The sequence below is a fragment of the Rhodococcus sp. MSC1_016 genome (assembly GCF_023667485.2).
GTDB lineage: Bacteria > Actinomycetota > Actinomycetes > Mycobacteriales > Mycobacteriaceae > Rhodococcus_F > Rhodococcus_F oxybenzonivorans.
Genome location: NZ_JAMOZI020000001.1, coordinates 5,258,023 through 5,284,328, shown reverse-complemented (window position 1 = coordinate 5,284,328; position 26,306 = coordinate 5,258,023). Strand labels below are relative to the sequence as shown.

The following is a 26,306-nucleotide window of genomic DNA, read 5'->3' as shown; positions in this document are numbered from 1 at the left end:
GGGTCAGCCCTCCGCCTCGTCTGCGTCCCGCGCCGCCTTCATGGCAGCCTGGTACTCCTGCAGGGCGGCGCGGGATCTGCGGATGGCATGTGTTTCAGTGGGTTTGGGAACACCGGGGTGCTCCGGGGCATCCTCGCCCCGGATCTTCCGGGTGGCCTCGTCGATGTCGGCGAGCATCTGTTTCGCGAGTTCGCCCTCGGCTTCGTAATAGCGCTCCGACCACTTGTTGACCATGTGCGCGAAGGCCCACGTCGGTTCGACTTCGGAGTCGCGGGCGTCGAGGCCGGCCTGTCGGCTCATGCCCTCCACGTACGAGATGTGTTCGCGAAGAGCTTCTTTGAGATGATCGGGTTCGGTGAGATGGCCGAGCCACATCCGGAGCATCACACCGTGCTTGAGCACCGGCGGATCGATGGGGGCCTCACGCGCCCAGCTGCGGATAACGGCCATACCGGTGTCCGTGATCTTGTACAGCCGCTTGGGTTTCACGCGCGACTCGTCGTCGACGACGGTCCGCGACGTGACGTATCCCAGCTCCTCGAGCTTCTTGAGTTCCGAATACACCTGACTGAACGACGGGCTCCAGTAGAAGAAGCGCACGCTGTACGACGCCCACTTCTTGAGGTCGTATCCGGACAGCTCCTCGCCGAACGACAAGATGCCGAGCACCGGCCAACTCGTCGACCGAAGGCCGGCGAAACCGGAGCTCTGTGGGGGGTCGGACGAAGGCATGTCCGGAGCCTATCAACCACCGACCTACGAAAGCCTGCCGCTGGGTGGGACGGACCGTTCCGGCGGAGGGCGGCGCCGTCCAGGCTGGAGGCAACCCGTCGAACTCTGTCGACTCGTACTGGTAGGAGGCACGATGACACGAACCGAGGAACCGGCACCACCGGTCGTCCGCGGCTTGGCGCCGTCCGATTTCAAGTCCGTGCTCGGGCACTTCTGCACCGGCGTCACCGTCGTCACTGCCCACGACGGCACGAGCCCGCACGGTTTCACGTGCCAGTCGTTCGTCTCGTTGTCGCTCGAACCGCCGTACGTGTCGTTCTGCCCGGCCCGCACGTCGACGAGCTGGCCTCACCTGCGAGCGAGTGAACGCGTCTGCATCAATGTGCTCGCCCACGACCAGCGCGACGTGTGCCGAACCTTCGCGACCAGCGGGGGAGGCAAGTTCGCCGACGTCGGATGGTCGTATGCCGACAACGGTGCACCCGCGCTGGACGGCGCTCTCGCCCAGGTGGAGGCCACCGTCGAAGTCGAACACGATGCGGGCGATCACACGATCGTCGTCGCACGTGTCACCGGCCTGCGCGCGTTGCGTGATGCACCGCCGCTGCTGGTCTACCGCGGCGGACTCGGACTCTTCGCCGGATAGACGGATGCGTCTCCCGCTCCGCGGGAAGAGTTGTGGGAAAGCGGAATCGACACCGGCAGAGTGTGATCGAGACCACTTCGGAAGGTGTGCACGATGAGCGTAGACGAGCAGGAATGGGACCGGGAAGTCGATCTTCTGGTGATCGGCAGCGGCGCGGGTGGCATGACTGCCGCGCTCGCCGGTGCCGGACGGGGACTCGACACCCTCGTCGTCGAAAAGGCCTCGGTGTACGGCGGTTCGACGGCCCTCTCGGGCGGAGCCCTGTGGATTCCCAACTCACCGGTTCTACTCCGCGAGGGTATGACCGATGATCCAGGCGAGGTCCGGCGGTACCTGGACTCGATCGTCGGCGAGAGCGTCCCGCCCGCACGCCTCGAGGCCTACATCGAACAGGGCCCGGCGATGATGCGGTTCCTGGAACAGGCGAGTTCTCATCTCCGGTTCTCCTGGTGCAAAGACTATTCCGACTACCACCCCGAGAACGTGGGTGGGCGCGCCGAGGGTCGTACCGTGGAGCCTCTGCCGTTCGATATGAACCTGCTTGGTTCCGATCGCGAGTTGCAACGTCCCAACGCGTTGGCGATGCCCGGTGGCCTGTACATGACGTCGACGGAGTTCCGTCACCTCAACATGTTCTTCCGGACGTGGGCCGGACGCAGAACCGCGCTCGGTGTCGGTTGGCGCTCGGTCGTCGCCATGGTGCGGCGCAGGCGAATGGAAACACTGGGGCAGGCGCTCGTGGGCCGTTTGCGGCTCGCGCTGAAGGAGGCGGGCGTTCCGCTCTGGCTCAACTCCCCGCTGAAAAGCCTCGTCACGGACGCCTCCGGCGCCGTCACCGGTGCGGTGGTCGACGCCGGGAAGCGTGAGCTGAAAATCCGGGCCCGCCGCGGCGTGCTGCTGGCGACCGGAGGCTTCGAGCAGAACGAGCAATTGCGGAAGAAATACCTGCGTGAAGGCGGCAAGGACAACTACAGCGCAGGCTCACCCGACAACACCGGTGACGGGATCATGGCCGGGGAACAGGTGGGCGCCGCACTCGACTTGATGGACGACGCCTGGTGGATGCCGTCGTTCCGGCGTCCCGACGGCATCATGCACGTCCTGGTGTCGGAGCGCTCGATTCCCCCGTCACTCATCGTCGATCAGAACGGTCGACGCTTCACCAACGAGGCGTCGCCCTACGTGTCGTTCGTCCACGACCAGATCGCCGGAAGGCACGACCCGGTCTGGTTCGTCTTCGACTCGAAGGCCAAGAGCCGCTACCAGTTCGGCGGTGTGATGCCCGGCCAGAAGTTCCCGGCCGAGTGGTTCGAGACGGGGCTGATGCTGCGGGCCGATTCTGTCGCCGCGCTCGCGGAGAAGATGGGTGTTCCGGCCGGCGCCTTCGCGGCCGAGATCGACAGGTTCAACGGGTTCGCTCGCGCGGGAGTCGATTCCGACTTCGGGCGCGGCGACAGCGCGTACGACCGCTACTACGGAGACCCGCGTCTGCCCAATCCGACGCTGGACGAGGTGGAGAAGGCTCCGTACTTCGCGGTGCGAATGGAGGCGGGTGACCTCGGCACCAAGGGCGGTCTGGTGTGCAACGAGCACAGCCAGGTACTGAACCGGGGCGGCAACCCGATTCCGGGACTCTATGCCACCGGCAACACGTCGGCATCGGTGATGGGCAACGACTATGCCGGCGCGGGTGCGACGATCGGGCCCGCAATGGTGTTCGGGTGGATCGGGGCGCGCCACGCCGCCGGGGCGGTGAGCTGAATGCTGCCCGTCGAATGCCGTCGCTGCGGAAATTCGGTACTCGTCGAAAAGTACAGCGAAGCGCACACCAGTGTGCAATGGCTCGGTGACGCCGAACGGTCCTGCCCGGAGTTCGCGCAACTCGCTGCGGCAGGGGAGCACTCGATGTTCATCCCCACTTGCGGGGCCCTGCGCGGCTCGATCGACGACGCCGTGGACGACGGACGGGTAGGGCTGTCGCTGCGCAGCTATCCGACGCCCGGACGCCTGGACTAGGAGGAAGCGGACGAATGGCGCGGATGGCAGGAAAGACCGCCTTCATCACCGGAGCCGGCAACGGCATGGGACGCAGTCATGCGGTCCGGCTCGCCGAGGAAGGCGCCGACATCATCGCCGTCGACCTTCCCGGAGACGAGCCGGCCGCGAGTCTGGCGGAGACTGCCCGACTTGTCGGCGAACTCGGGCGACGCGTGGTGGTCGCACACGCCGACGTGCGCGACCCGGCGGCCCTGCAGGAGGCGGTCGACGCCGGTGTCGCCGAGCTGGGTGCCATCGACGTCGTGGTCGCGAACGCCGGCATCGCCGACAATCCGGGACCAGCGTGGACCATCGCGGACGACGTCTGGAATCGGTCCCTCGACGTCAACCTCACCGGAGTGTGGAACACCGTCAAGGTCGCGGTCCCGGCGATGCCCGAGGGCGGCGGTTCCGTCGTCGTGGTCAGTTCCACGGCCGGTATCAAGGCCGTCGCCGGCGCCGCACACTACTCGGCGTCCAAGACCGCGGTGGTCGGGCTGGCGCGGACCCTCGCCAACGAACTCGGCCCCCGCTTCATCCGCGTGAACGTGCTGCACCCCGGTGCGGTCGGCACCCGCATGACATTGAACCCGGCGACGATGTCCCGGCTTCGGCCCGACCTCGACAATCCCACCGAGGACGACGTGATTCCGGTGCTGACCCGCAACCACCTGCTTCCGGTGCCGTGGCTGGACTCACGTGACGTCAGCAATGCGCTGCTCTTCCTCGCGTCGGACGAATCCCGATACATCACCGGCACCCAACTCGTGGTCGATGCCGGACTCACCCAGAAAGTGTCGTGATGACAGGTCGTGTAGAAGACACCGTCGTTCTGGTGACCGGGGCCGCCCGGGGAATCGGGCGGGCGCAGGCACTGCGGTTCGCCCAGGAGGGCGCCGACGTCATCGCCGTCGACCTGTGCGGACCGGTGGACACGGTGGTGACACCCCCGGCGAGTCCCGAGGACCTCGAGGTCACCGCAAAGCTGGTGCGGGACACCGGCCGCAGAATCGTGACCGCGCGGGTGGACGTGCGCGACGGAGCGGCTCTCACCGAGACCGTCGCGGCGGCCACCGCCGAGCTGGGCGGGCTGGACTCCGTCTGCGCCACAGCGGGTATCACGTCCTCGGGTGCCGCGCTGGACCTCACCACCGAAACCTGGCAGACCATGCTGGACGTCAACCTGACCGGCGTCTGGCAGACCTGCAAGGCTGCGGCGCCGCATCTGATCGAGCGCGGCGGTGGTGCGATGATTATCACCAGTTCCATTGCGGGCCTGCGGGGCCTGGTCGGAGTCGCGCACTACACCGCCGCAAAGCACGGTGTCGTGGGATTGATGCGCTCGCTGGCCAAGGAGCTCGCGCCGCACCGGGTTCGGGTCAACAGCGTGCACCCCACCAATGTCGACACGGACATGATTCAGAACGACATGGTGCGGAGGGTGTTCCGGCCCGACCTCGAGCATCCCACTCGTGAGGAGTTCGCCGCGGCCGCAGCGACGATGAACATGCTGCCGATCCCGTGGATCGAACCCGTCGACGTCGCCAACGCCGCTCTGTTCCTGGCCTCGGACGAGGCGCGGTACATCACGTCCGTGGCCCTGCCGGTCGACGCGGGCAGCGTCAGTCGATAACTGAGCTGCCCGCGCCGAACCGCCGTTCCGTAAGGTCGGCGCTCAGGCGTGCGTACCGCCGTCGATGCGGATCTCCGTGCCGGTGATGAAGGCACCGTCGTCGGAGGCGAGCATGGCGATGACCCCGGCAACCTGTTCTGGTCCCCCCATCGCGGCGCCGCCGGATTCGAGGGTGGTGGGCAGGATGGGGGAGAGCTTGGAAAACAGGCCCCAATCGGCATCTGCGGGCACATAACCGGCTGTGGCGTCGGTGATTCCGGTTTTGATGCTGCCGGGTGCGACGCTGACCGCGCGCAGGCCCTGCTTGCCGTATTCGAGCGACAACGCATGGGTGAACGACTGGATTCCGCCCTTGCTCGCCGCATACGCCGCCATGTAGGGATGGGCGAACGCGGCGGAGGTGGAGCTGAAGTTCACGACCACACTGCGCTCGCACCGCAGCAGCGCGGGCAGGCATTCGCGGACCACGAGGAACGTGCCGGTGAGGTTGATGCCGATCACCTGGTTCCACAGGTCGAGGGAGGTGTCTTGGGTGTGCGAGGCACGGAGAATTCCTGCCGCGTTCACGAGTACGTCCAGCCCGCCGAGCTTGTCGATGCTCTCACGCACGCCGTCGATCACAGACGTCTCGTCGCCGATATCGATGGTCGTGGTGTCGAGACGCCCGGCGGTGCCCTTCGCCTCGGCCAGCGCCCAGGTGCGCTTCAGGCCGTCGTCGGAGACGTCGGCGGCCACGACGGTGCCGCCTTCCTCGAGCAGGCGGAGGACTGTGGCCTGCCCGATGCCGGAGGCGGCGCCCGTCACCAGCACCCGGCGCTCTGCGAAACGATTCATGTCGATACTCCTCGGTGTGATCGGATGGTGCTGATTGGTAGAAGTTATTGACCCATCACATATTTCACTGTCGGTCCCGCGGTCCAACCGCCGTCGACCGCCAGTTCCGCGCCGGTGACGTAGGCGGCAGAGTCTGACAGGAGGAAGCTGACGGCGCCGGCGATCTCCTCGGGTACGCCCACTCGCGCCATCGGGGTGTTGGGATAGTTGCCGTCGCCCTGCTGTATTCCGAGGTCGGCGGTCATCGGTGTGTACGTCATACCGGGGTGAACCGAGTTGACTCGGATCTTGTCGGTGCCCAGTTCGACCGCCGCGATCTTGGTCAGTCCACGGACGCCCCACTTGGAGGCGCCGTATCCGGCCGTGAGAGCCAAGCCCATGAGGCCCGCTGCGGAGGAGATGTTGACGATGGATCCGCCCCCGGCCGCCCGCATCGGTGCAATCACGGCCTGGATGCCGTTGAAGACACCGGTGAGGTTGATGTCGAGGACACGGCGGAAGTTCTCGGCCGTCTCGTGTTCGATGTACTGCCCGGCCGAAATGCCTGCGTTGTTGACGAGACCGTCGACCCGGCCGAACTCGCTGACCGTCAGGTCGACCGCGTCCTGCCACTGCTGACGGTCGGTGACATCGAGATGGGCGTATCGGGCGCGTGCGCCCAGCTTGTCGACGGTGGCGCGTCCCTCGTCATCGAGGACGTCCGCCACCACCACGCTCCCGCCCTCGTCGATGATCCGGGTGGCGAACGCGGCACCGAGCCCGCGCGACGCTCCGGAGACGATCACGACCTTCCCCGCTACCTGCTGTGGGATCTCGGTCATCTCAGCTCACATCCTCGTCTCGTGACAAATTTCGTTCGTCGGCACGCCGGTGCCGATGGCCCGAGTCTGCTGCGGGCGTCTCCGCCCGGGGAACGGGTTCTCCCGGTCATCGGAATAACTCGTAGCCACGGGAAACGCCGGGGCACTGTGATGTGGATTACCCGCTGACGTTCCGCGCAAGCCGGACGGAAGCGGATCTCGCGACATTCCGACGAAAGGCTGTTCATGTCTCGAAGTGCAAAATCCACCGCCGCTGTGCTGATCACCGGTGGCGTCCTGTTCACCGGCCTCGGTGGTCCCGCGGCCGTGTCAGCGCAGCCGCTCTCACCACCGGGAATCAGCCTCCCCGATTTCGGTTCCCTGGGCAATGCACGACCCGTCGTCGAAACACCGCGTCTGGCGTCGGTCGACAACTTCCGGGACGTCGGCGGAACCGGGCAGGGGTACGCCACCGCGGAGGGCGACCACGTCACGAGGGGTGTGTTCTACCGCTCGAACGCGCTCGTGCCCAACGACCAGGATCTCGCCGTGCTCACCGGCCTCGGCCTGACCGCCATCTACGACGTCCGCACGGTCGAAGAGGTCGCTGCGAAGCCGGACAGGCTCCCTGCCGGACCGCGCTACCTCGGCATCCCCATTCTCTCGGGCGATCTGGGCGCCGCAGTGGCGCAATTGAAGTCACCCGCCGATGCGGTAGCGTTCATGCAGGATATGAACCGCAGCTTCGTCGACGACGCGGCCACCCGAGCGGGATTCGCCCAGCTGCTGACCGAAATGGCCCGCACGGCAGGGCCCCAGCTGTTCCACTGCACGGCAGGCAAGGACCGCACCGGTTGGGCGTCAGCGCTGTTGCTGTCCATTGCGGGAGTGCCCGAGGGCACCATCTTCGACGACTACCTGCTGACCAACGAGTACACGGCCGCGTCGATGAAGGTGACGTACGACCACATCGTGGCTTCTCGAGGCGAGGCCGTCGCGCAGATCTATAAGCCTCTGCTGGGGGTCGACCGCAGCTATCTCGAGGCGGGGCTCGGCCGGCTCGCCGAGAAGTACGGCACAGTCGACCGCTACCTCACCGAGGGACTGGGACTGAGCCGAGGAACCATCGAAACGTTGCGGCACAAACTGATCACCGCACCGGCGCCGCAACCGAGAAACGGAAACAACTGATGACACATCAGGAACTACTCACCGCCGACGTTATCCGGACCGCCGTCACGAACTACCTCGACGCCGTGTCCTCGGGCCCGTCCCGCACCATCGCCGCACTGTATGCGGAGGACGCCACCCTCGAAGACCCAGTGGGCGGCGAGGTCCGGGTGGGGCGCGAAGCGATCGAAGCCTTCTACAGCGCTCTCGACGGCGTCGACTGCAAGACTGAACTGCTGACGGTCCGGGTGAGCGGCAACAATGCGGCTTTCCATTTCCGGGTCATCACAGAAATCGACGGTAAGGCTTATGCCATCGAACCCATCGACGTCATGACCTTCGACGACCGCGGAGCCATCACCAGCATGCGGGCGTACTGGTCGCCGTCGGACATGACCGAGCTCTGAGCATGTCCGTCACCTGTTGTAGATGATCAGGTCCGCGCACCCGCGCGTTTCGGCCACCATCGACGCGTTGATCTCGTCGGTGCCGTGAGCCCAGGCGTGGGCCGCGGGACCCGATTTACCTGCCGCGCGGTGCCGATCGATCAGACGCGCCAACCTGAGCTCGCGTGGGGTCTCGAGATACCAGACCTCGTCCATCACCGAACGCGCGCGCGGCCAGGCACCTGAAGCGGCGAGCAGATAGTTGCCTTCGGTGAACACCACATCGACGGCGCGCGGCACTGCGATCGAGGCAGCCACCGGATCGCCGAAGGCGTGGTCGAAGTCGGGCGCATAGACGACGTCCTCGTCGCGGCTGCGCAGCCGCTCCAGCAGAACGGCGAACCCGGCATCGTCGAAGGTGTCGACGGCACCTTTGCGATCCACCGACCCCAGCGCGCGCAGCGCGGTGTTGCTGAGGTGGAAACCGTCCATCGGGACCACCACCGTCCGAACCCGCCTCGGCAGGGCCGCCGTTACCTCGGTGACCAACGTCGATTTCCCGGTGCCGGGTGGTCCCGTCACCCCGACGATCAGGCGCTGCCCCGGCACCCGAAGTCCGAGCACACGCTGGGCCAGCTCGTGGGGGTCGGCGGAACCCGTGACCGCGTGGTTGTCCATGGTGCGCCCGTCTGATCGTGCCGGTCAGTCTGCGGTGAGAGTAGTCGGCGGTCTCCGTGGTGCGGCTGTCTCAGCCGGGGGCGCGCCGGAACGATCCGTCCAGGCGAGGGTGGCGGCGGCACCCAAAACACCCATGAGCGTCCCGACGCCGAAGCCGCCGAAATTGGCGGCCGGAAGCGCGACGAGAGCGAGGAGCATCGCACCTCCACCTGCCGTGACCCGCGTCTTCGGCCGCACCAGCACCGAACCGGCGCACAACAGCATGGAGGCACCGAGGAAAAGCGTGGACACTCCCGAGATGGTGCTGATCGAGATCAGAAGATCACCGACCTCGACGGTGGTGTAGGCGGGAAGCAGGAGGAACGCAGCGGAGACAGTGAGCATGACCGCGCCCCCGAACGGGCGCATGCCGCGCCAATGCCGGAAGCGTTCCCTTCGGGTGAGCGGTGGTTCAGCTGTCAGCAACTTCTCACACCCATCTCGGAGGTAATCGTGAAGTCGCGCAACGACAGTGAAGTCGCCGTGAGGGACACTCCTTCCAGGCGGGCGCCCGTCATCGACGATTCCGCGGCCACCATCCCCGACGTGACCACACCCTGCACGTCGCCGGTGGCCGAAACATCGGCGCCCATCTCGACGTTCGAGATTCCGATCGAACCACCGAGGACGGACGCATCGGCGACGAGGTCGCGTGCTGTCGTGCCGTCACCCGGGACCCGCAGGAACATCGTGACGTCCCCGAACAGGGGCAGGCCGTGTGCGACCGTCGAGAGGCACACGTCGGTCAGTCGAGCGGACTCGATCAGGATCGCGACCGTGGTCAACTGCCCTGCCTTCGTTTCGACCTGGCGAGGAAAGACGGTGATGCTCTCGCCCTCCACTGCCGACATCGTCCCGACGAACCTCTGACCCGACAGCGCGACGTTCATGGGTAGTTGTCCGCCGGCTATCCCGGCACCGAGGATCGTGGCGGCAAGCAACCCGCCGGACACGATCGCGGCGAAGCGTCCCTTACGCAGCGCTCCCATTCGTTACCGGCAACTCTGGGACGCGCAAGCGGAATTGGGCATGGTGGCGGTCATCAATCTCCTGAGTGAGCTGGCCGGCGTGGGAAGGGAGCGGGCTCCGTCCCGGGGCTGCATGCTCAACCGCGGGCGCAAGGCTAACAGTTGGCAAATCGTGCCGCAAAGTCGACGGGGCTTGCGGTGGGATCGATGAGGGGGCTAAGGTAGAACATACGTTCGAATTGGGGGGTTCGATGTCGGGTGGGGATTCAGTTGATGCACGCGATGCCGGGACGGTCGGTGTCGCTGACGTGCGCGCGGTGGTGGACCGCTTGCGCGTCGTCGAGCGCCACTGTGACGACGGTGTGCGGGTCGATCTACTGCGGGCGTTGGAAGAATTGAAAGCGGCCTGTGCGGGGGCTCAAGCTCGGGTTACCGCCGATTTCGCTTCCTCGCAACAGGAAGCGGCCGGGTCGGCGAAAATCCCTGTGTCGCAGCGCGGTCGGGGAATCGCGGCGCAGGTGGGACTCGCGCGACGGGACTCACCTTGGCGAGGGAACCGGCACCTGGGCATGGCGACGGCGTTGGTACACGAAATGCCCTTCACTCTGCAGTTGCTCGAACGCGGACTGCTCAGTGAATGGCGAGCGACGTTGCTCGTCAAGGAGACAGCCTGCCTGTCCCGGGAAGACCGGACAGTCTTGGACCGCCGATTGTGTGAAGACCCGGCCACCTTGGACGGCCTCGGGGACCGTGCGGTCGCGGCCAAGGCCCGAGCATGGGCCGCAGAGGTGGACGCGGCAGCGGTGGTGCGCCGTGCCCGGCGGGCGGAATCCGATCGGCGGGTCTCCTGCCGTCCGGCACCGGACACGATGGCGTATGTGAGCGCCTTGTTGCCGGTAAAGCAGGGTGTCGCGGTGCAGACGACGTTGTCGCGGGACGCAGCCGCGCTGATTGCAGCCGGGGACGGGCGGAGTCGGGGTCAGATCATGGCGGACCTGCTCTTCGAACGGGTCACCGGCGCCGGGGCCGCTTCAGGATGTGCGGTCACGGTAAATCTGGTGATGTCCGATCACACCCTGCTCGCCGGCGGGTCCGAGCCGGCGCACCTGCAGGGGTACGGCCCCGTGCCGGCCGCACTAGCGCGGGAATGGGTCGGCAAGAGAGGAGGTGGCGAGGCAGTCGGAGGTCACGAGACTGGGGGTCGTGAAGCAGCCGGAGGTCGGGAGACCACGGGCGCAGCTCCGTCTGCCGAGCCAATGATGTTGCTGCGGAGGGTGTACGCGTGCCCGGAGTCGGGGTCGCTGACCGCGGTGGAGTCGCAGGCGCGGAAGTTCCCAGTGGGACTGGCGCGCATGATCGACCTGCGCGACCGCACGTGCCGCACGCCCTGGTGTGATGCGCCGATCCGGCACCACGACCACATCAGGTCGTGGCACAAGGGCGGGCCGACGACACTCGAGAACGGGGCAGGATTGTGTGCGGCGTGCAATTACGCGAAGCAGGCCGCCGGCTGGCATGCGGCCACGCCGAAGCGGCGGCAAGGGGAGGTACACGCGTACGACTTCCTCACCCCGACCGGGCACCGCTACAAGTCTGCCGCACCGGCTCTCCCGATACCGATACCGATGTCGGACGTCGTCGACCCGATGGCCGGGGACCTGCCCGTCGCGTACGACGAGTCGGCCTGATGGGAGGTAGGGCGTTTGCCCGACAGTGTGCCGGGGCACGCTGGAGAAATGACGCACGGAGAGGATCCAGCTCATCGCAATGACGATCCTGCGCTGATGCTGCTCGGCCGCACCCGCGCATTGTGCGAGGGGTGCCTCGACACGGTAGGCGTGGATGGGTCGGCAGTCGCCGTGTTCGCCGGTGACACCACTCGTGACCTGGTGTACGCCACCGACTCGACCGCCGAGAGCATCGACGAATTGCAGTTCACCCTCGGCGAGGGGCCGTGCCTCGCCGCGTACCGCTCCCACAGGCCCGAGCTTCACGCCGATATGGCCGATCTGGCCGAATCCGCGCGGTGGCCGGCGTTCGCGCCGGAGCTGGTCGCGCTCGGGGTCCGCGGCATCTACGCCTTTCCTCTCGGACTGTGGAACGGGGGACGAGTCGGTGTCCTCGAGCTGTATAGCGACAAGCCCCGGACGCTCGACGGTGCCCAGTACCGCGCGGCCGAGGACTGCGCCGCGATGCTCGGTCCGACCGTGCTCGAGGAGCTCGACCCCACTCGCTACCCGTCGGTCTGGACAGATCCGGCGTTGTTCCCCCACGGCAATGTGCACGTCGCGGCGGGCATGATGGCGGGCCAGCTACGTATCTCGCCAGCTGATGCGATCTCCCGGCTGCGGGCGATGGCCTTCGCCGAGGAGCGCAGGATCACCGCGCTTGCGGAAGACATCATTGCCGCTCGTGTGACATTTCCTCCCGAGGAGCCTCGTGGTGAGCGCGGATGACCTTGTGTGTGGGGCGCCGAAGGTGGGTAAGCGGTCCGTCGAGTCGGGTCCCTACACGCTCAGGAGAAATTATGCGCAAGTTCGCAGCAGGCATCGCCGCGGCCGCACTGTCGTCCGGCATCATCCTCGTCGGAGCGGGTAACGCTGCCGCGGAACCTGTCCCGGACGGGACCTATCAGGGAACCACCGACGCGCCTGGAGGCGGACTGATCTGGAAGGGCAAGACCTTCCGGAACGGCACGGTCACCAACAACTTCGTGTTCGGCCTCAGTGGTCTGAGCGGCAACTACTACGAAGATGCGGCGGGCAGAACCGTCATCGATTACGGCCCCTCGGGTCTCGGATTCCTCACTGACACGATGGTGGCCAACGGGGACGGCTCCTACACCGGCGCCACGTACATCAACGGCAATCAGGTCGGAGGTTTCCGGTTGGCGAGGTAGGACCGACAGTGCGGGTCGGTTCAGTCGATTCGCCTGAGCAGTAACAGTGCGCGTGGCCCGACCTCGATGTCGGCTCCGGCGAGGAATATCGCCTTCGGCTGTTCGGCCTCGGGCAGTCGGGTGTCGACGACGAGCTCCCAGGACTTTCCGTACTCGATCGACGGCAGGGGAAAGGTAATGCCGTCGTGATGAGCGCTGAGGTACAGCACGAGTCGTCGGTGACGGGTAACCCGTAGTCGTCGGTGTCGGGAATAGCGTTGCCGTTGAGAAAGATTCCTACGGCACGACCGAAGTCGACGAGCCAGTCCTGCTCGGTCATCTCGCTTCCGTCCGGGCGCAGCCAGGCGATGTCGGGGAGGTTGTCGCCCCGTCGTTGCACGGGGCGGCCTTCGAAGAACCGTCTCCGGCGGAACACTGGGTGCTGGGTGCGTAGCTGCGCGAGCCGCCGGGTGAACGCGAGGAGGTCCTCGTCGGTGGCGGCCCAGTCGACCCAGGTGATCGCGTTGTCCTGGCAGTAGGCGTTGTTGTTGCCGTGTTGGGTGCGGCCCAGTTCGTCACCGTGGCTGAGCATGGGCACACCTTGCGACAGCAGGAGGGGTCGGACCGAGGTGATTGCCTTCGGCGGTGTGGTTGTAGACGACGTCGAGGATGACCTCGATCCCCGCCTGGTGGACGGCCCGGACCATCGCCTTGAATTCCTGGACCTGGCCTGCAGGTGATCTGCTCATCGCGTACTTGGCGTCCGGCGCGAAGAAGCCGATGGTGTTGTATCCCCAGTAGTTGGACAATCCGCGCTCCTGCAGAAGCGCGTCGTCGGCGAAGTGGTGGACCGGCATCAGCTCGAGCGCGGTCACCCCGAGACTGCGAAGATGTCCTAGGACGGCCGGGTGTCCGAGGGCCGCGTAGCTGCCTCTCATTTCCTCCGGTACGGCCGGCTGCAGCGCTGTGAGCCCTTTGACGTGGGCCTCATAGAGGACGGTGTCCGCGTAGGCATGCCGTGGAGGGCGATCGGTGCCCCAATCGAAGAAGGGGTTGATCACCACAGATTTCGGCATGTGCGCTGCGGAGTCTTCGTCGTTCCGGCTGTCGGGGAAGCCGAAGTCGTAGCCGAACAGTGACTGATTCCAGTCGAACCGCCCGTCGATCGCCTTGGCGTAGGGGTCGAGAAGAAGCTTGTTCGGGTTGCACCGGGCTCCCGCGCCCGGATCGAAGGGCCCGTGCACGCGGTACCCGTAGCGCTGGCCGGGTTCGATGCCCGGGAGGAAGGCATGCCAGATGAAGCCGTCCAACTCGACAAGTTCGATCCTCGTTTCGGTGCCTGCGGTGTCGAACAGGCACAACTCCACTCGTTCGGCGACTTCACTGAACAGGGCGAAGTTCGTGCCCGACCCGTCGTACGTCGCCCCCAGGGGATAGGCGGAGCCCGGACGAAGCAGCATGAGCGCCCTTCGGTGGTTGGTCGGACGGAAATGATGGCGTACGTCGAGCGAGTTTCCGGGCAGAAGGGGAATAAAACCTGAGTGTGATGCGCTCAACTTTGCACACGCTTCCGCATTCACTCGTGGACGAGGAGGTCGAGGACGATGGCATTGCCAATTCGCCGACATGCCGATGTGGCGCAATCACCCATTCCGCATCTTGGGCTCGTAGACCCCGCCCGAGTCCGTCGAGGCTGCGCGGGCTCGACGGACTCGGACTGACTCGGCAGGGCCGGACACCTTGACTGACCAGCTCGGGAGTCGGAAAATTGAGTCCAACAGGCTCAACTCTGAAACACGCAGTCTTTCCATAACTGAGGAGGAAAAATGGCACGCGCGGTCGGTATCGACCTCGGTACAACCAACTCGGTCGTGTCAGTGCTCGAGGGCGGCGACCCGGTGGTGGTTGCCAACTCGGAAGGGTCCCGGACCACGCCCTCCGTGGTCGCCTTCGCCAAAAACGGTGAGGTGCTGGTCGGCCAGCCCGCCAAGAACCAGGCGGTCACCAACGTCAGCCGGACGGTGCGGTCGGTCAAACGCGAGATCGGCACGCCGTGGACGGTGGAGATCGACGGCAAGAAGTACACAGCGCAGGAGATCAGTGCCCGGGTTCTGATGAAGCTCAAGCGTGACGCCGAGTCGTATCTGGGCGAGGACATCACGGACGCCGTGATCACGGTCCCCGCCTACTTCAACGACGCGCAACGGCAGGCCACCAAGGAAGCCGGCCAGATCGCCGGCCTGAACGTGCTGCGCATCATCAACGAGCCCACCGCTGCGGCACTGGCCTACGGCCTGGACAAGGGCGACAAGGAACAGACCATCCTGGTGTTCGACCTCGGCGGCGGCACCTTCGACGTCTCACTGCTCGACATCGGCGAGGGTGTCGTCGAGGTCCGCGCCACCTCCGGCGACAACCACCTCGGTGGTGACGACTGGGATCAGCGCATCGTCGACTGGCTGGTCGACAAGTTCAAGGCGCAGAACGGCATCGATCTGACCAAGGACAAGATGGCGCTGCAGCGCCTGCGTGAGGCGGCGGAGAAGGCGAAGATCGAGCTGAGCTCCTCGCAGAGCACCTCGATCAACCTGCCCTACATCACCGTCGACGCGGACAAGAACCCGCTGTTCCTCGACGAGCAGCTCTCGCGCAGCGAGTTCCAGAAGATCACCTCCGATCTGCTCGACCGCACCCGGGCCCCATTCCAATCGGTGATCAGGGACAGCGGTATCGCGGTCAAGGACATCGACCACGTCGTGCTCGTCGGTGGTTCCACCCGCATGCCCGCCGTCTCCGACCTGGTCCGGGAGCTCACCGGCGGTAAGGAACCGAACAAGGGTGTGAATCCGGACGAGGTCGTCGCGGTGGGCGCTGCCCTGCAGGCCGGTGTCCTGAAGGGTGAGGTCAAGGACGTCCTGCTCCTCGACGTCACGCCGCTCTCGCTCGGCATCGAGACCAAGGGTGGGGTGATGACCAAGCTCATCGAGCGCAACACCACCATCCCGACCAAGCGGTCCGAGACCTTCACCACGGCCGACGACAATCAGCCGTCGGTGCAGATTCAGGTGTTCCAGGGCGAGCGCGAGATCGCCTCGCACAACAAGCTGCTCGGCTCGTTCGAGTTGGCGGGCATTCCGCCGGCTCCGCGCGGGGTGCCGCAGATCGAGGTCACCTTCGACATCGACGCTAACGGCATCGTGCACGTAACCGCGAAGGACAAGGGCACCGGCAAGGAAAACACCATCAGGATCCAGGGGGGCTCCGGTCTGTCCAAGGAAGAGATCGACCGGATGATCAAGGATGCCGAGGCGCACGCTGCCGAAGACTCCCGACGGCGCGAGGAGGCCGAAACGCGGAATCAGGCCGAGTCGCTGGTGTACCAGACCGAGAAGTTCATCAAGGACAACGAGGACAAGGTTCCCGAGGACGTCAAGGGCAAGGTGCGGTCGGCGATCAAGGAAGTGCAGGATGCTCTGGCCGGCACCGACATCGGGGCGGTCAAGTCCGCGGTCGAGAAGCTGGCCACGGAGTCCCAGTCCTTGGGTCAGGCAATGTACGACACCCAGGCGCAGCAGGGCGGCGCGCCCGGCGGCGACGGGACCACGGGGTCCGATGGATCCGAGCAGGTGTTCGATGCGGAGGTGGTGGACGAACCCGGGAGGGAGGATGCGCGATGAGCACTGAGCGCACCAACGGGAAAGAACCGCCGCGAGAACCGATTTCGATCACCGATAAACGCCGGGTCGATCCGGAGACCGGGCAGGTTCGAGAGCACACGCCCTCGCAACCCCCGGTCGCCGGCGGTCGGAGCCAGTCCGCCGACGGTGGGAAGACGGGCGCGGCCGACGGTGGGAAGACGGGCGCGCCCGGCGAGGATCGAGTGGCGGAGCTGACCGCCGATCTGCAACGACTGCAGGCCGAGTTCGCAAACTACCGGCGGCGGGTCGAACGCGATCGGCAGGTCACGGCCGAGATCACGAAGGCTTCCGTAGCGGAGAAGTTCCTCGGGATTCTCGACGACCTCGACCGGGCACGCAGCCACGGCGACCTCGAGCACGGACCACTGCGCGCTGTCTCGTCCAAGATCCGGGCAACGCTTGCGGACCTGGGGGTGGCCGCATTCGGCGAGGAGGGCGATCCGTTCGATCCGACTCTGCACGAGGCAGTTCAGCACGAGGGCGACGGGCACGAGCTCGTCGTAGGAAGTGTGCTGCGTCGCGGCTACAAATTCGGTGATCGCAAGGTGTTACGGACGGCGATGGTCACCGTGGTGGACGCTCACCGATCGTAGGGACTGTGAAAGGAGGATGCCCGGTGACGCAGCAGGAATGGTTGGAGCGGGACTTTTATGCCGATTTGGGCGTCTCCTCTGGTGCGTCGGCGGACGAGATCAAGAAGGCGTACCGGAAGCTGGCCCGCGAGCTGCATCCGGACGCCAATCCGAACGACTCCCGCGCCGAGGAACGGTTCAAGTCGGTCAGTGAGGCGCACGCCGTGTTGTCGGACCCTGCCAAACGTAAGGAGTACGACGAGACGCGGCGGCTGTACAAGGCAGGAATGTTCGGTAACACCGGATTCCGCCCAGGCCCGACCGGCACCTCCCGAATGAGCGATTTCGACCTCGGCGATCTTTTCGGGAACGGATCGCACTTCACGACTGCCGATGCCGGCTCGATGAGTGACGTGTTCGGTGATCTGTTCCGGAGTCGCCGACAGACCACCCGAGCGCGCCCACGTCGGGGTAGCGATATCGAGACAGAGACACATCTGTCCTTCCGGGATGCGGTCAACGGTGCGGTCGTACCCTTGCGCATCAGTGGACCGACCGTGTGTACCACCTGTCACGGCAGCGGGTCTCGTCCGGGAACTCATCCGCGTCGGTGTCCCTACTGCGGTGGTTCCGGCGTGCTCAACCGGAACCAAGGCGGGTTCGGGTTCAGTGACGCCTGCGACGAGTGCCGTGGCACCGGCTCGGTGGTCGATTCACCGTGCTCGGACTGTCACGGAGCCGGGGTCGCGAACCGCACCCGCACCATCTCGGTGCGCATCCCCGCCGGGGTGAGTGACGGGCAACGAATCCGGCTTCCCGCACAGGGTGAGCCGGGTCTGCGGGGCGCGCCGTCGGGCGACCTGTACGTGAATGTGCAGGTGGATCCCGACCCCGTGTTCGCCCGTGCCGGTGACGACCTGACGGTGACCGTACCGGCGACGTTCAGCGAATTAGCCTTGGGCACAACGATCTCGGTTCCCACTCTCGACGGTCGTGTCAGCGTGAAGATTCCGCCGGGTACCCCGACTGGTCGGACCTTCCGATTACGTGAGCGTGGCGTACCGCGCCGCAGCGGACCACCCGGAGATCTGTTGGTGACCGTGGAGGTCGCCGTGCCGCCCCGGTTGGATCAGCATGCGGTCGATGCGCTGCGCACGTACGAGAAAGCGGAGAAGTCCGCGGGATTCGATCCACGCGCCCACTGGCCAGGTCGCGGATGACGCTCATGACGATCACCCCACTCGGTACCGGGGTTGGTGCGCCGGCGGAATGGGTATCTCCTACACGATGATGGGGGATTTCCGGAACGGAGGTGGGCTGTGGACAGCTTCCTGGCCACCCCACGGCGGGTGGCGGTCGCGGGAGACTGGCACGCCGACACCGACTACGCCGTCGGCGCGATCGCTCGTGCGGGAGCCCGCGCCGCCGATGTGATCGTCCAGCTCGGCGATTTCGGTTACACATTCCGCCCCGCATACCTCGACAGCCTCGACGCCGCCCTCGCGGAGGAGGGCTTGGTCCTCGGTTTCGTCGATGGCAATCACGAGGATTTCGACTGGCTGTTGCAACAACCGATCGCCGACGACGGACTGCGGTATCTGCGGGAACGCATCGTCCACCTGCCGCGCGGGCTGCGCTGGCAGTGGGGTCAGCTGCGGTGCCTGGCTGTCGGCGGGGCTTGCTCGCTCGACAAGATACTGCGGACCCCGCACACCTCGTGGTGGCCGCAGGAAGCCCTGAGCGCCGACGAGGTCGGCGCCATCACCGCCGCTGGTGGCGCCGAGGTGATGTTCTGCCATGACTGTCCCGCCGGAATAGCCGTCCCCGGGTCGGCTCGTCGTGAGGCCGGTGTGCCACCCGACGAGTTGCGCGCGACTGCCGAGAACCGTGATCGACTTCGGATGATCGTCGACGCGGTTCGGCCGATTCGGTTGTGGCACGGCCATTTTCATCAGCGCTACCAAAGCCTGCTCGACGCCGGGGACTATCGCACCGTCATCGACGGGTTGGGCCGCAACAGCGATCCGATCGATAACAACATGGTCGTCGTCGATGTGGCGGCGCTCGGCAGGCACGTCGCGGTGACACCCGCGTCCGGCGACGGGCGGGTCAATCCGTTCGCCGACGCGGACGCCGTTACCCCCACACGGCCGCTCAATCGGGTTCGGGGGTCCAGGCGCCGAGGAGAAACTCCGGCCTGACCGTGGGATGTCCACCCGACGGGCCCGGGGACTCGTCGAGTGGGCGGGGAACTGACGGGGTCCGGTTACGCGGCTGCGAAGTTCGTGGCCGGTGCAGTGCGTCGGTGCCACGCCGGGTCGTACACGTAGGCCAGTCGGCCGAGGGTCACTGCCGCGAGCATCAGGCCGAAGTCGCGCAGTGCGATGTCGTAGAAGCCCGGGTAGCTCAGCAGGTTGACCATGATCCCGGCGAGCCAGGCGGCAACGACGTAGGCCGCGTATCGCGGTTTGATCGCGACAGCGATCCCGGCGACGATTTCGATCACTCCGACCACCAGCATGGTCTGGTGGGCGCTGAGGGGGACGATGTCGACGATCCAGGGTGCCAGGTAGTTCTCCCAGTTGGTGAGCAGATTTGTGAACTTGTCGAGGCCCATGACGATCGGCAGCACGGTGAAGCCGATGCGTAGCAACAGAAATGCGCCATAGGCAGGGTCGCTGCGTGCGCGTTGCACGGCGGCACCGAGGGAATGTTCAGAGACTGCTGACGAGGAGCGTGGCGTCGGGGCGTTCATCACTGATCCTTCTGTAAAAGTAATAGGAACTGTTTTTAGAATCCGCCCGCCCGCACCTATTTGTCAATAGTTCTTGGTGATAGAGTAGAGGCATGTCCTCCACAGCCCGATCGGCTGCGCCGGCGGCTCTGGCGGCGCTGAGTAATCTGGATGATCCGTTGCGGCGCAAGCTGTACGAGTACGTAACCGAGAGCGCCACGCCGGTTTCCCGCGAGGAAGCGGCCGCGGCCGTCGAGATCGGTCGCACCCTCGCGGCCTATCATCTCGACAAGCTCGCCGATGCCGAACTGTTGACCATTAGTTACCAGCGGCCGGCGGGCCGGAGCGGTCCCGGGGCCGGACGTCCGGCGAAGTTGTATGCCCGGGCCACGAAGGAGATGGCCGTCAGTGTGCCGCCGCGGGACTACGAACTGCTCGCCCGGTTGCTCGTCTCCTCCGTGGAACAGGATGCCAGCGGAGCCGTTCGGAACGCGGTGAACGAGGCGGCGCTCGATGCCGGACGCCGATCTGCCGCCGAGTCCGGGGGCAACCTTCTGGCAGCGCTCCGAAGCTGCGGATACCTGCCGCAGGTAGATGACGACGGCCGAGTCGAGTTGCGTAACTGCCCGTTCCATCTCGTCGCCCAGGACCATCTGGACGTGGTGTGCGGGCTGAACTTACGGCTCGTCGAGGGGATGATCGCCGGAAGCGCCGAACCCGGTGCGCGGGCGGTACTCGATCCGCGACCCGACCGGTGCTGTGTAGTGGTCGACCCTCCGGAGTCCTGACTGTCTGCCTCGACCCGAACCGATCACGACGACGGCGCGGTGAAGTTACGCATGAAGTTCCGGGCTACTTCGTGAACTTTCGTGTTGGTGCGTTGGGAGATCTTGGCGAGCCGTTCGAATGCCTGGTCGCTCGAGATTCCGTGGATGGCCATCAGTACGCCTTTGGCCTGGTCGATGTCGGCGCGTGACCTCAGCGCATTCTGAAGCTGGAGGACTTGGTCGTGTGCGCGCTGCCAGCGGAGTGCATTGGCGATGGCCGCCGAGGCCGCCGTGGTGAGCAGCCGCACCAGTTGTTCGTCGAAGGGGTCGAAGGCTTCCGTGCGATAGCTGTACACGTTGAGAGATCCGATGAGTTCGGAGTGGTGGGCTCGGTCGTCGAGGAGTACGGGTACCGAGAGGTAGGCGTGAATTCCGGCCGCCTCTGCGGCGGCGGTGAATTCGTGCCATTCTTCTCGGTGTCGGCCGACGACCGCGCGAACCGGCTCTCGTGTGTGGGCGGCTTGTAGGCAGGGCCCACGGCCAGCGGCGTACTGGCGTTCGTCGATGGCGGCGACAGCGGCGTCGGTCGTGGCAACTGTGTCCGGAACGCCATCGACGAGGCGGGTGACGCTGGCGGCATCGGCCTCGGGGAGTGCCGTGACGGCTGTGTGAGCCACTCGTTGCAAGGCCGTCTCGAGTGGTTCGCAGGCGGTGGCCTCGTCGCGCAGCGCATTCAGCGCTCCGGTGACGACGTCCAGGGCGTGCGTCACCTCGGTCAGCGATAATCCCCCGACAGATTGCTCGGTCATCTCGCCCTCCTCGACGGGTGTCGGGACTGGTCGACCTGACACGGCGCCTCGTCGCGGCTATGGTCTCGACGTTACGCCGTGAGGCCGTGTGCGAGGCTGTTCCTCCGGTAGTTTTCTACTGCGTCGACGACCTATTCGTCGGCGACTTCACGGTCGTCGTCCATGGGCACGGCGAAAGCCTGTTCCCACACGTCGGCCTCGGGGGCGTCCCACCTGCCGGAGGTGGGTGGTATCAGCTCCGCGACTGGGGCTGCCGACTGCTGTTGTTCGAAGCTGTCGGCCTCGGGAGCGTCCCACGACGACCGCGAAGTCACGGGCCGCTCGTCGGCGATCGAGCGGCTCCCTGCATCGGTGGGGTCGGCGGGTTGTGCTTGCTCGAGCTGGTCGGCTTCCGGAACGGCATCGGAGAGGTCGATGTCCATGGTCGGTGTCCTTTCTGCTCGTAGCTGGGCGTTGTCGGCAGCGAGGCGGGTGTTGTCCCGTTGAAGTTTCTCGGTTCGACGCTCGAGGTCCAGAATTCGGCCGATCCCGGCCAGGTTGACGCCGGCCTCTATCAGCTCGGAGACCCGCTGGAGGCGTGCGAGGTCGTAGTCGCTGTAGCGGCGGTTACCTCCGCTGGTGCGTGCCGGGGTGACCAGTCCGTACTGCTCGTAGAAGCGCAGCGTTTGGGCCGCAATGCCCGACAGTTCGGAGGCGACGGAGATGCCGTAGAGGCCGCGCCGGGATTTCGGAAGGATTTTCCTCGGCATAACACCTCCTCGGAAGTGGAATTCTCGCTGCCTTCGATTTCCCGATAATACTCCTCAAGCTGTAATAAACCTACAGTAAATGCTGCAAGTATCTGGTCTCTCGCCGTCACCGGGGTGGCAGGTCGGGAAAGGTGGAGGTCTCGGCGTCGAGCATGGCGTTGAGCCAGACCAGGGCCTCGACCAGAGTGGTGGCCCGCAGCGCTGGATCGGATTCGCGTTCCGCCGCCGCGAGCTGCGCACGGGCGGCGGCGCGATCGTCGGCCAACAACGCCAGCACCGACCGCCCTACCCGGCCCTGTCCGGGAGGCAGATCGCCGGCACCCACCGTACGGCCGGCGGTGGTACGGACCTCGAGGACGAAGGATTCCCCATCCGCCGCCGCGCCCAGGCGCGCGACGACCACGTCCGCGAGCGCGGTGACAATCCAGGTCAGTACATCCCCGTAGAGGGCCGGCCGAGACAGCGAACTCCCGGGCGACTGCACGAGCGGGGACAACTCCGCAGAGAGTGCCGCGTAGTCTCGATCGGCGACCAGCGCGATCAGATGTCCGGCGACAGCCCTTGCCTCCGGATACGCCCGGCCACCGAAGTCCGAAGCCATGAGCGACGAATACCCATCTCGATGGGGAACACGCACCCAGGGCCGGATCAGGCAGGTCGGATCCGGCGTTCGTTACCGCACAGTCGTCAACGGTGACGCCGGACCGGCCCGGCCCGGAACATCGGTGCCGGGTCGCTCGATGCGTGGTGCCGGACGCGAATAATCGTCGGTGCGACCCCTGCGCTCGGTGGCGCAATCAGGCTCCGCCGGTCGTATTCGGCGCGACGGAGCGGGTCACGGAGCACGGCGTACGCGGCCAGTAGGTGTTGCAGCGACTCGTCCGAAGGCTGGGTGTCGAGTGCGGCTTCGCGGGTGTCGGGGTGGAACTGCCGCAGTCTGCGCCGGTACGCGCTGGTGATCTCGCTCTGGGTTGCGCTGCGTGGCAGCCCGAGGATGTCGTAGAAGTCGGTGCGGGTGTTCATGATCCGCGGATCTCCGGTACCGGCGCCGCGGACGGGGTCCAGGGCGCCGACGGGAGTGGGAGGGGGCGAGGCGCGCTCGCCCCTTCCCGGTTCAGGGTCAGGCGTTGACTGCCTTCTTCTCTGTGTTGGTACCGATTTCGATCTTGCGTGGCTTGGCCTTCTCGGCGACTGGGATGGTCAGGGTCAGCACCCCGGCGTCGTAGCGAGCCTCGATCCGGTCGGTGTCGAGGTTCTCACCGAGGAACAGTTGCCGGCTGAACACGCCCCGTGGCCGTTCGGCCGCGACCATTTCCTTGTTCTCGTCCCGACTCGGCCGTTCGGCGTGCACGGTGAGAACGTTGCGTTCGACGTCCAGGTTCAGCGAATCGGCGTCCACTCCCGGCAGGTCGAATTCGACGATGAACTTCTCACCTTCGCGCCAGGCGTCCATGGGCATCACTGCCGGGCGGGCAGCGGTACCGAGGATCGACTGGGTCAAACGGTCGAGGTCGCGGAACGGATCTGTGCGCATCAACATCGTGTCCACCTCCAGAAAACCCTCTCGTTGTGACAGGTTACCTGCAGCAGATGCTGTAGATTCGTTATAGCATCTGGCGTAGTTGAAAACAAGAGATCTGGCAAGAAAATTCCTGGTTAGGGTCCTTTTCTGGTCCTTCCGGACTCACGAAGCGGGCTGAGTCTCGATCGTCCGTAGACGCTGCTGGAACGTGCGCAGCAACAAGATCGCCGCGGTCAGTAATCCGCAGGACAGGCCGATCCACATGCCGTAGGTGTCGAGGCCGAACCCGAAGGCGAACAGAAGGCCCACCGGCAAACCCACCAGCCAGTACCCGATGAGGGTGATACCGAAGCTCGAGGCCGTATCGCCCACCCCGCGCAGCAGTCCGATACCGATGTTCTGGGCGGAGTCGGCGAACTGCTGGAAGATCGCGATCGCGAGGAGCACCGTCGCGATGGACACGGCCGTGGTGTCCGAGGTGTCCATGAACAGCGACAGCACCCAGGTCGGTGCCAGGAGATACACGACACCGACGACGGCGATGACGATTGCCGCGTGGGAGAAGGCGACTCGGGCGGTCAGACGCGATTTGATCGCCTCACCGAGTCCGACGAATCGGCTGACCAGGATCGACGAACCGTGCGAGATGCCCACCGACACCTGGAAGACGATGTAAGTGAGCTGGTTGACCACGGTATGGGCGGCCAGAGCGGGAGCGCCGAAGCTGCCGATGATCACGGCGGTCACCGAGAACAGACCCGCCTCGCTGCCGTAGGTTCCGGCGATCGGGACCCCGAGACGGAGGATCGTCCGTACGGTCTCGGGCCGGGATCGGTGGATGGCAAAGCTGAGCATCGGCGACAGCACGTCGTCGCGGCGCACCATGGCCGCGAAGATCCCGAAGGTCAGCAGGTACACCAGAGAGGTGGAGACACCGATGCCCGGCAGGCCGAGGGCGGGAAGCCCGAAGGTGCCGTAGATGAAGGCCCAGTTGAGGGCGATGTTGAAGAGCACGGACAGGATGGTGATGACGAGCAGTGCCTTGGGCCGCCGCATGCCGACGGTGAACTGGCGGATCACCTGGAACCACAAGCACGGCACCAGGCCCGGGGCGAGCGCGATGAGCATCGGCAACGCCATGTCGAGAACCTCGGCGTCCTGGCCGACGAACCGGAGACCGTAACCGAGCCCGACGAGCAGGATGCCGCCGAGGATTCCGGCGACCGTGGCGATGAGGAAGCTCGACCGGACGATGTCGCGAACCTCCTCCGCGGTGGCCTCGGACGGTGTGGTATCGCCTGTCCGCTCACCGCGGCCGACAGCCCCGGAGATGAGGTTGCCGACGGCGGTCACCAGCCCGACGCCCATGGTGCGCAACTGATTGAACAAGGTGATGGCCAGACCGCCTGCCGCGAGGGCCTGGATGCTGATCAAGCCCATCATCACGGTGTCGGTGGTGGTGAGCGCCACCTGCGCGAGCTGGGTCAGAGCGATCGGCGCAGAGAGATAGGCGAGTTCGCGACTGGTCTGCCGGTAACTCTGTGTGGGCGCGATGGTTCCTGTGCTTCCGTGTGTCATGCGTACTCGATCGGCGACTGCTCGCGGGCGGACCGGCTTGCCGGTACTCCGGCCGCATCGAGCTTCTCGTCCACGTGCAGCTCGGCGGCGAGGTCGAGGAGCTCGTGGCGTGTCATCCATTCGTCGTCGAAAACTGTATCAAGGTACTTCTCGCCACCGTCGCAGACGATCGTGACGACGGTGCTGCCTGCGGGCAGCGTCGGGAGAATATCGAGTGCGGCGAAGATGGCGCCGCCGGACGAACCACCGACCATGAGCCCGTTCCGCCGGGCCAGAGCCCGAGCGGTCGCGAAGGCGTCGACATCGGACACCTTGACGCCTTGATCGAGGAGCGAGTAATCGACTGCGGTTCCGATGGTGGCTCCGGGAGGAGTGCCGGTGCCCGACTGGTGGTACGGCCCACCGGGTCCGCCGAAGGCGATGGAACCGACGGGTTCGACACCGATGACGGTGGTCGACTGCCCGAGCCGCCGCAGTTCGCGCGCCGTCCCGAACAGCGAGCCGCCGGTTCCGACCGCGCAGACCAAGGCGTCGATCGGCGAGGCCGCGTCGTCGAGGAGCTCCGCGGCGAGGGCGCGGTAGCCCACGGCGTTGCTCGGGTTGTTGTGTTGCTCGGGAAACCACCCGTCCGGATCGGCCGCGGCCATCTGCTCGGCGAGGTCCTCACGGGCAGAGGTGGCGAGCTCGGTTTCGCCGTCCTCGGTGACGAAGTGCAAGTGAGCGCCCATCGCCCGCATGGATCGCAACTTCTCGGCGCTGGCGTGGTTGTCGACGACGGCGGTGAAGCGGTATCCGCGTTCCGCCGCGACCACAGCCAGCCCCAGTCCCGTGTTGCCCGAGGTGGATTCGATGATGTGACCTCCGGGGCGCAGCAGTCCCGCGACCTCGGCGTCGATCACCATCTGGCGCGCCATACGGATTTTCATGGACCCGGTCGGATTGAACTGCTCGAGTTTGAGGAGATAGCGTGTCCCGTTTTCGAGGGTGCACAGCTGTAGCAGGGGAGTGGAACCGATCAGATCCGACACTCGGCTGACGACGCGGGCGGTAGTGGCAATGGTCTCCACTGTCTTCTC

Annotated in this window: 29 protein-coding genes and 1 pseudogene; 15 read left to right on the top strand and 15 right to left on the bottom strand. The window is 65.9% G+C overall.

The annotated features are described in order from the left end of the window. Positions 1-3: 3 nt before the first annotated feature. Positions 4-732, bottom strand: coding sequence for a PadR family transcriptional regulator (locus tag L1080_RS24690; RefSeq protein WP_250766137.1), 729 nt, complete (start codon positions 730-732; stop codon positions 4-6). 133 nt (positions 733-865) lie between these two features. Here L1080_RS24690 and L1080_RS24685 point away from each other — a divergent pair, with 133 nt between their 5' ends. From L1080_RS24685 to L1080_RS24665, 5 genes are all read left to right on the top strand, one after another. Continuing rightward, positions 866-1,378 carry a flavin reductase family protein gene (locus L1080_RS24685; RefSeq protein WP_250766134.1) on the top strand — a complete coding sequence of 171 codons (513 nt, stop codon included), beginning with the start codon at positions 866-868 and terminating at the stop codon, positions 1,376-1,378. Positions 1,379-1,471: 93 nt separating this feature from the next. Further along, complete coding sequence (locus L1080_RS24680; protein WP_250766131.1) at positions 1,472-3,139, top strand: FAD-binding protein; 1,668 nt, start codon at positions 1,472-1,474, stop codon at positions 3,137-3,139. Continuing rightward, positions 3,140-3,394 (top strand): hypothetical protein, encoded by a 255-nt coding sequence (locus L1080_RS24675; protein WP_109325756.1) that lies wholly within the window; start codon positions 3,140-3,142, stop codon positions 3,392-3,394. Positions 3,395-3,408: 14 nt separating this feature from the next. Then, the gene (locus L1080_RS24670; RefSeq protein ID WP_250766130.1) at positions 3,409-4,218 is read left to right on the top strand and encodes a mycofactocin-coupled SDR family oxidoreductase; all 810 of its coding nucleotides are present in this window, start codon (positions 3,409-3,411) and stop codon (positions 4,216-4,218) included. Further along, complete coding sequence (locus tag L1080_RS24665; RefSeq protein WP_250766128.1) at positions 4,218-5,048, top strand: mycofactocin-coupled SDR family oxidoreductase; 831 nt, start codon at positions 4,218-4,220, stop codon at positions 5,046-5,048. Before L1080_RS24670 ends, L1080_RS24665 begins: the two co-directional genes overlap by 1 nt. 42 nt (positions 5,049-5,090) lie before the next feature. Here L1080_RS24665 and L1080_RS24660 read toward each other — a convergent pair whose 3' ends face one another. Both L1080_RS24660 and L1080_RS24655 read right to left on the bottom strand, forming a co-directional pair. Beyond that, positions 5,091-5,882 carry an SDR family NAD(P)-dependent oxidoreductase gene (locus L1080_RS24660; RefSeq protein WP_250766126.1) on the bottom strand — a complete coding sequence of 264 codons (792 nt, stop codon included), beginning with the start codon at positions 5,880-5,882 and terminating at the stop codon, positions 5,091-5,093. 44 nt (positions 5,883-5,926) lie between these two features. Further along, positions 5,927-6,703: an SDR family oxidoreductase gene (locus L1080_RS24655; RefSeq protein WP_159918658.1), complete on the bottom strand. Its 777-nt coding sequence runs from the start codon at positions 6,701-6,703 to the stop codon at positions 5,927-5,929. A 225-nt stretch (positions 6,704-6,928) separates the two neighbouring features. Here L1080_RS24655 and L1080_RS24650 point away from each other — a divergent pair, with 225 nt between their 5' ends. Together L1080_RS24650 and L1080_RS24645 are read left to right on the top strand one after the other, a co-directional pair. Then, a complete protein-coding gene (locus tag L1080_RS24650) occupies positions 6,929-7,873 on the top strand; it encodes a tyrosine-protein phosphatase (protein ID WP_250766124.1) in 945 nt (314 codons plus the stop codon). Then, on the top strand, positions 7,873-8,259 hold the full coding sequence (locus tag L1080_RS24645; RefSeq protein WP_159918660.1) for a nuclear transport factor 2 family protein: 387 nt from the start codon (positions 7,873-7,875) through the stop codon (positions 8,257-8,259). Before L1080_RS24650 ends, L1080_RS24645 begins: the two co-directional genes overlap by 1 nt. A gap of 9 nt (positions 8,260-8,268) precedes the next feature. On the opposite strand, the gene L1080_RS24640 is transcribed toward L1080_RS24645, so the two are convergent. Genes L1080_RS24640 through L1080_RS24630 form a run of 3 tightly spaced genes read right to left on the bottom strand, consistent with a single transcriptional unit; the run spans position 8,269 to position 9,944 of the window. After that, positions 8,269-8,916, bottom strand: coding sequence for a nucleoside/nucleotide kinase family protein (locus tag L1080_RS24640; RefSeq protein WP_250766122.1), 648 nt, complete (start codon positions 8,914-8,916; stop codon positions 8,269-8,271). A 24-nt stretch (positions 8,917-8,940) separates the two neighbouring features. Continuing rightward, the gene (locus L1080_RS24635; protein WP_250766120.1) at positions 8,941-9,381 is read right to left on the bottom strand and encodes a DUF6114 domain-containing protein; all 441 of its coding nucleotides are present in this window, start codon (positions 9,379-9,381) and stop codon (positions 8,941-8,943) included. Continuing rightward, complete coding sequence (locus tag L1080_RS24630) at positions 9,375-9,944, bottom strand: DUF6230 family protein (protein ID WP_250766117.1); 570 nt, start codon at positions 9,942-9,944, stop codon at positions 9,375-9,377. The genes L1080_RS24635 and L1080_RS24630 overlap by 7 nt, the downstream gene beginning before the upstream one ends. A gap of 230 nt (positions 9,945-10,174) precedes the next feature. Between L1080_RS24630 and L1080_RS24625 the strand changes: the two genes are divergently transcribed. From L1080_RS24625 to L1080_RS24615, 3 genes are all read left to right on the top strand, one after another. Further along, entirely contained in the window at positions 10,175-11,611 is a 1,437-nt protein-coding gene (locus L1080_RS24625; RefSeq protein WP_250766114.1) for an HNH endonuclease, read from the top strand. A 48-nt stretch (positions 11,612-11,659) separates the two neighbouring features. Then, positions 11,660-12,379: a GAF and ANTAR domain-containing protein gene (locus tag L1080_RS24620; protein ID WP_250766111.1), complete on the top strand. Its 720-nt coding sequence runs from the start codon at positions 11,660-11,662 to the stop codon at positions 12,377-12,379. Positions 12,380-12,450: 71 nt separating this feature from the next. Next, a complete protein-coding gene (locus L1080_RS24615; protein ID WP_250766108.1) occupies positions 12,451-12,822 on the top strand; it encodes a hypothetical protein in 372 nt (123 codons plus the stop codon). 119 nt (positions 12,823-12,941) lie between these two features. Here L1080_RS24615 and L1080_RS24610 read toward each other — a convergent pair. After that, positions 12,942-14,261: pseudogene (locus L1080_RS24610) on the bottom strand (alpha-amylase family glycosyl hydrolase); the annotation flags it as partial. A 366-nt stretch (positions 14,262-14,627) separates the two neighbouring features. On the opposite strand from L1080_RS24610, the gene dnaK reads away from it, so the two are divergent. The 4 genes from dnaK (at position 14,628) to L1080_RS24590 (ending at position 19,272) form a co-directional block, all read left to right on the top strand. Continuing rightward, positions 14,628-16,478: a molecular chaperone DnaK gene (dnaK, locus tag L1080_RS24605; protein WP_250766105.1), complete on the top strand. Its 1,851-nt coding sequence runs from the start codon at positions 14,628-14,630 to the stop codon at positions 16,476-16,478. Beyond that, positions 16,475-17,092, top strand: a complete 618-nt coding sequence (gene grpE / locus L1080_RS24600) for a nucleotide exchange factor GrpE (RefSeq protein WP_250766089.1) — start codon at positions 16,475-16,477, stop codon at positions 17,090-17,092. Before dnaK ends, grpE begins: the two co-directional genes overlap by 4 nt. Positions 17,093-17,115: 23 nt before the next feature. Continuing rightward, positions 17,116-18,291 (top strand): molecular chaperone DnaJ, encoded by a 1,176-nt coding sequence (gene dnaJ / locus L1080_RS24595; protein ID WP_159918668.1) that lies wholly within the window; start codon positions 17,116-17,118, stop codon positions 18,289-18,291. Positions 18,292-18,390: 99 nt separating this feature from the next. Then, positions 18,391-19,272 (top strand): metallophosphoesterase family protein, encoded by an 882-nt coding sequence (locus tag L1080_RS24590; RefSeq protein ID WP_236603339.1) that lies wholly within the window; start codon positions 18,391-18,393, stop codon positions 19,270-19,272. A gap of 65 nt (positions 19,273-19,337) precedes the next feature. On the opposite strand, the gene L1080_RS24585 is transcribed toward L1080_RS24590, so the two are convergent. Then, the gene (locus L1080_RS24585) at positions 19,338-19,826 is read right to left on the bottom strand and encodes a DoxX family protein (protein WP_250766087.1); all 489 of its coding nucleotides are present in this window, start codon (positions 19,824-19,826) and stop codon (positions 19,338-19,340) included. 92 nt (positions 19,827-19,918) lie between these two features. Between L1080_RS24585 and L1080_RS24580 the strand changes: the two genes are divergently transcribed. Further along, the gene (locus L1080_RS24580; protein ID WP_250766085.1) at positions 19,919-20,593 is read left to right on the top strand and encodes a helix-turn-helix transcriptional regulator; all 675 of its coding nucleotides are present in this window, start codon (positions 19,919-19,921) and stop codon (positions 20,591-20,593) included. Between the two features lie 23 nt (positions 20,594-20,616). On the opposite strand, the gene L1080_RS24575 is transcribed toward L1080_RS24580, so the two are convergent. The 7 genes from L1080_RS24575 to L1080_RS24545 all read right to left on the bottom strand — a co-directional run bounded on the left by L1080_RS24575 (position 20,617) and on the right by L1080_RS24545 (position 26,297). Further along, positions 20,617-21,381: a GAF and ANTAR domain-containing protein gene (locus L1080_RS24575; protein ID WP_250766083.1), complete on the bottom strand. Its 765-nt coding sequence runs from the start codon at positions 21,379-21,381 to the stop codon at positions 20,617-20,619. Positions 21,382-21,512: 131 nt separating this feature from the next. Next, positions 21,513-22,130: a MerR family transcriptional regulator gene (locus L1080_RS24570; protein ID WP_374432716.1), complete on the bottom strand. Its 618-nt coding sequence runs from the start codon at positions 22,128-22,130 to the stop codon at positions 21,513-21,515. Between the two features lie 106 nt (positions 22,131-22,236). Next, positions 22,237-22,731, bottom strand: coding sequence for a hypothetical protein (locus L1080_RS24565; protein WP_250766079.1), 495 nt, complete (start codon positions 22,729-22,731; stop codon positions 22,237-22,239). An 86-nt stretch (positions 22,732-22,817) separates the two neighbouring features. Continuing rightward, positions 22,818-23,153, bottom strand: coding sequence for a J domain-containing protein (locus L1080_RS24560; RefSeq protein ID WP_250766078.1), 336 nt, complete (start codon positions 23,151-23,153; stop codon positions 22,818-22,820). 97 nt (positions 23,154-23,250) lie between these two features. Beyond that, positions 23,251-23,670 (bottom strand): Hsp20/alpha crystallin family protein, encoded by a 420-nt coding sequence (locus tag L1080_RS24555; RefSeq protein ID WP_208963022.1) that lies wholly within the window; start codon positions 23,668-23,670, stop codon positions 23,251-23,253. Positions 23,671-23,814: 144 nt separating this feature from the next. Then, positions 23,815-25,230 carry an MATE family efflux transporter gene (locus L1080_RS24550; RefSeq protein ID WP_250766075.1) on the bottom strand — a complete coding sequence of 472 codons (1,416 nt, stop codon included), beginning with the start codon at positions 25,228-25,230 and terminating at the stop codon, positions 23,815-23,817. Beyond that, the gene (locus L1080_RS24545; RefSeq protein ID WP_250766072.1) at positions 25,227-26,297 is read right to left on the bottom strand and encodes a PLP-dependent cysteine synthase family protein; all 1,071 of its coding nucleotides are present in this window, start codon (positions 26,295-26,297) and stop codon (positions 25,227-25,229) included. Before L1080_RS24545 ends, L1080_RS24550 begins: the two co-directional genes overlap by 4 nt. Positions 26,298-26,306: the final 9 nt, after the last annotated feature.

Excerpts from the sequence above, each read along its gene's own strand:
- L1080_RS24550 (WP_250766075.1), bottom strand. The coding sequence starts at position 25,230 with ATGACACACGGAAGCACAGGAACCATCGCGCCCACACAGAGTTACCGG.
- L1080_RS24675 (WP_109325756.1), top strand. The coding sequence starts at position 3,140 with ATGCTGCCCGTCGAATGCCGTCGCTGCGGAAATTCGGTACTCGTCGAA.
- L1080_RS24655 (WP_159918658.1), bottom strand. The coding sequence starts at position 6,703 with ATGACCGAGATCCCACAGCAGGTAGCGGGGAAGGTCGTGATCGTCTCC.
- L1080_RS24620 (WP_250766111.1), top strand. The coding sequence starts at position 11,660 with ATGACGCACGGAGAGGATCCAGCTCATCGCAATGACGATCCTGCGCTG.
- L1080_RS24640 (WP_250766122.1), bottom strand. The coding sequence starts at position 8,916 with ATGGACAACCACGCGGTCACGGGTTCCGCCGACCCCCACGAGCTGGCC.
- grpE (WP_250766089.1), top strand. The coding sequence starts at position 16,475 with ATGAGCACTGAGCGCACCAACGGGAAAGAACCGCCGCGAGAACCGATT.
- L1080_RS24630 (WP_250766117.1), bottom strand. The coding sequence starts at position 9,944 with ATGGGAGCGCTGCGTAAGGGACGCTTCGCCGCGATCGTGTCCGGCGGG.
- L1080_RS24690 (WP_250766137.1), bottom strand. The coding sequence starts at position 732 with ATGCCTTCGTCCGACCCCCCACAGAGCTCCGGTTTCGCCGGCCTTCGG.
- L1080_RS24650 (WP_250766124.1), top strand. The coding sequence starts at position 6,929 with ATGTCTCGAAGTGCAAAATCCACCGCCGCTGTGCTGATCACCGGTGGC.
- L1080_RS24580 (WP_250766085.1), top strand. The coding sequence starts at position 19,919 with ATGTCCTCCACAGCCCGATCGGCTGCGCCGGCGGCTCTGGCGGCGCTG.
- L1080_RS24570 (WP_374432716.1), bottom strand. The coding sequence starts at position 22,130 with ATGCCGAGGAAAATCCTTCCGAAATCCCGGCGCGGCCTCTACGGCATC.
- L1080_RS24665 (WP_250766128.1), top strand. The coding sequence starts at position 4,218 with ATGACAGGTCGTGTAGAAGACACCGTCGTTCTGGTGACCGGGGCCGCC.
- L1080_RS24585 (WP_250766087.1), bottom strand. The coding sequence starts at position 19,826 with ATGAACGCCCCGACGCCACGCTCCTCGTCAGCAGTCTCTGAACATTCC.
- L1080_RS24680 (WP_250766131.1), top strand. The coding sequence starts at position 1,472 with ATGAGCGTAGACGAGCAGGAATGGGACCGGGAAGTCGATCTTCTGGTG.
- L1080_RS24555 (WP_208963022.1), bottom strand. The coding sequence starts at position 23,670 with ATGTTGATGCGCACAGATCCGTTCCGCGACCTCGACCGTTTGACCCAG.
- L1080_RS24575 (WP_250766083.1), bottom strand. The coding sequence starts at position 21,381 with ATGACCGAGCAATCTGTCGGGGGATTATCGCTGACCGAGGTGACGCAC.
- L1080_RS24685 (WP_250766134.1), top strand. The coding sequence starts at position 866 with ATGACACGAACCGAGGAACCGGCACCACCGGTCGTCCGCGGCTTGGCG.
- L1080_RS24560 (WP_250766078.1), bottom strand. The coding sequence starts at position 23,153 with ATGAACACCCGCACCGACTTCTACGACATCCTCGGGCTGCCACGCAGC.
- L1080_RS24660 (WP_250766126.1), bottom strand. The coding sequence starts at position 5,882 with ATGAATCGTTTCGCAGAGCGCCGGGTGCTGGTGACGGGCGCCGCCTCC.
- L1080_RS24565 (WP_250766079.1), bottom strand. The coding sequence starts at position 22,731 with ATGGCTTCGGACTTCGGTGGCCGGGCGTATCCGGAGGCAAGGGCTGTC.
- L1080_RS24645 (WP_159918660.1), top strand. The coding sequence starts at position 7,873 with ATGACACATCAGGAACTACTCACCGCCGACGTTATCCGGACCGCCGTC.
- dnaK (WP_250766105.1), top strand. The coding sequence starts at position 14,628 with ATGGCACGCGCGGTCGGTATCGACCTCGGTACAACCAACTCGGTCGTG.
- L1080_RS24670 (WP_250766130.1), top strand. The coding sequence starts at position 3,409 with ATGGCGCGGATGGCAGGAAAGACCGCCTTCATCACCGGAGCCGGCAAC.
- L1080_RS24625 (WP_250766114.1), top strand. The coding sequence starts at position 10,175 with ATGTCGGGTGGGGATTCAGTTGATGCACGCGATGCCGGGACGGTCGGT.
- L1080_RS24615 (WP_250766108.1), top strand. The coding sequence starts at position 12,451 with ATGCGCAAGTTCGCAGCAGGCATCGCCGCGGCCGCACTGTCGTCCGGC.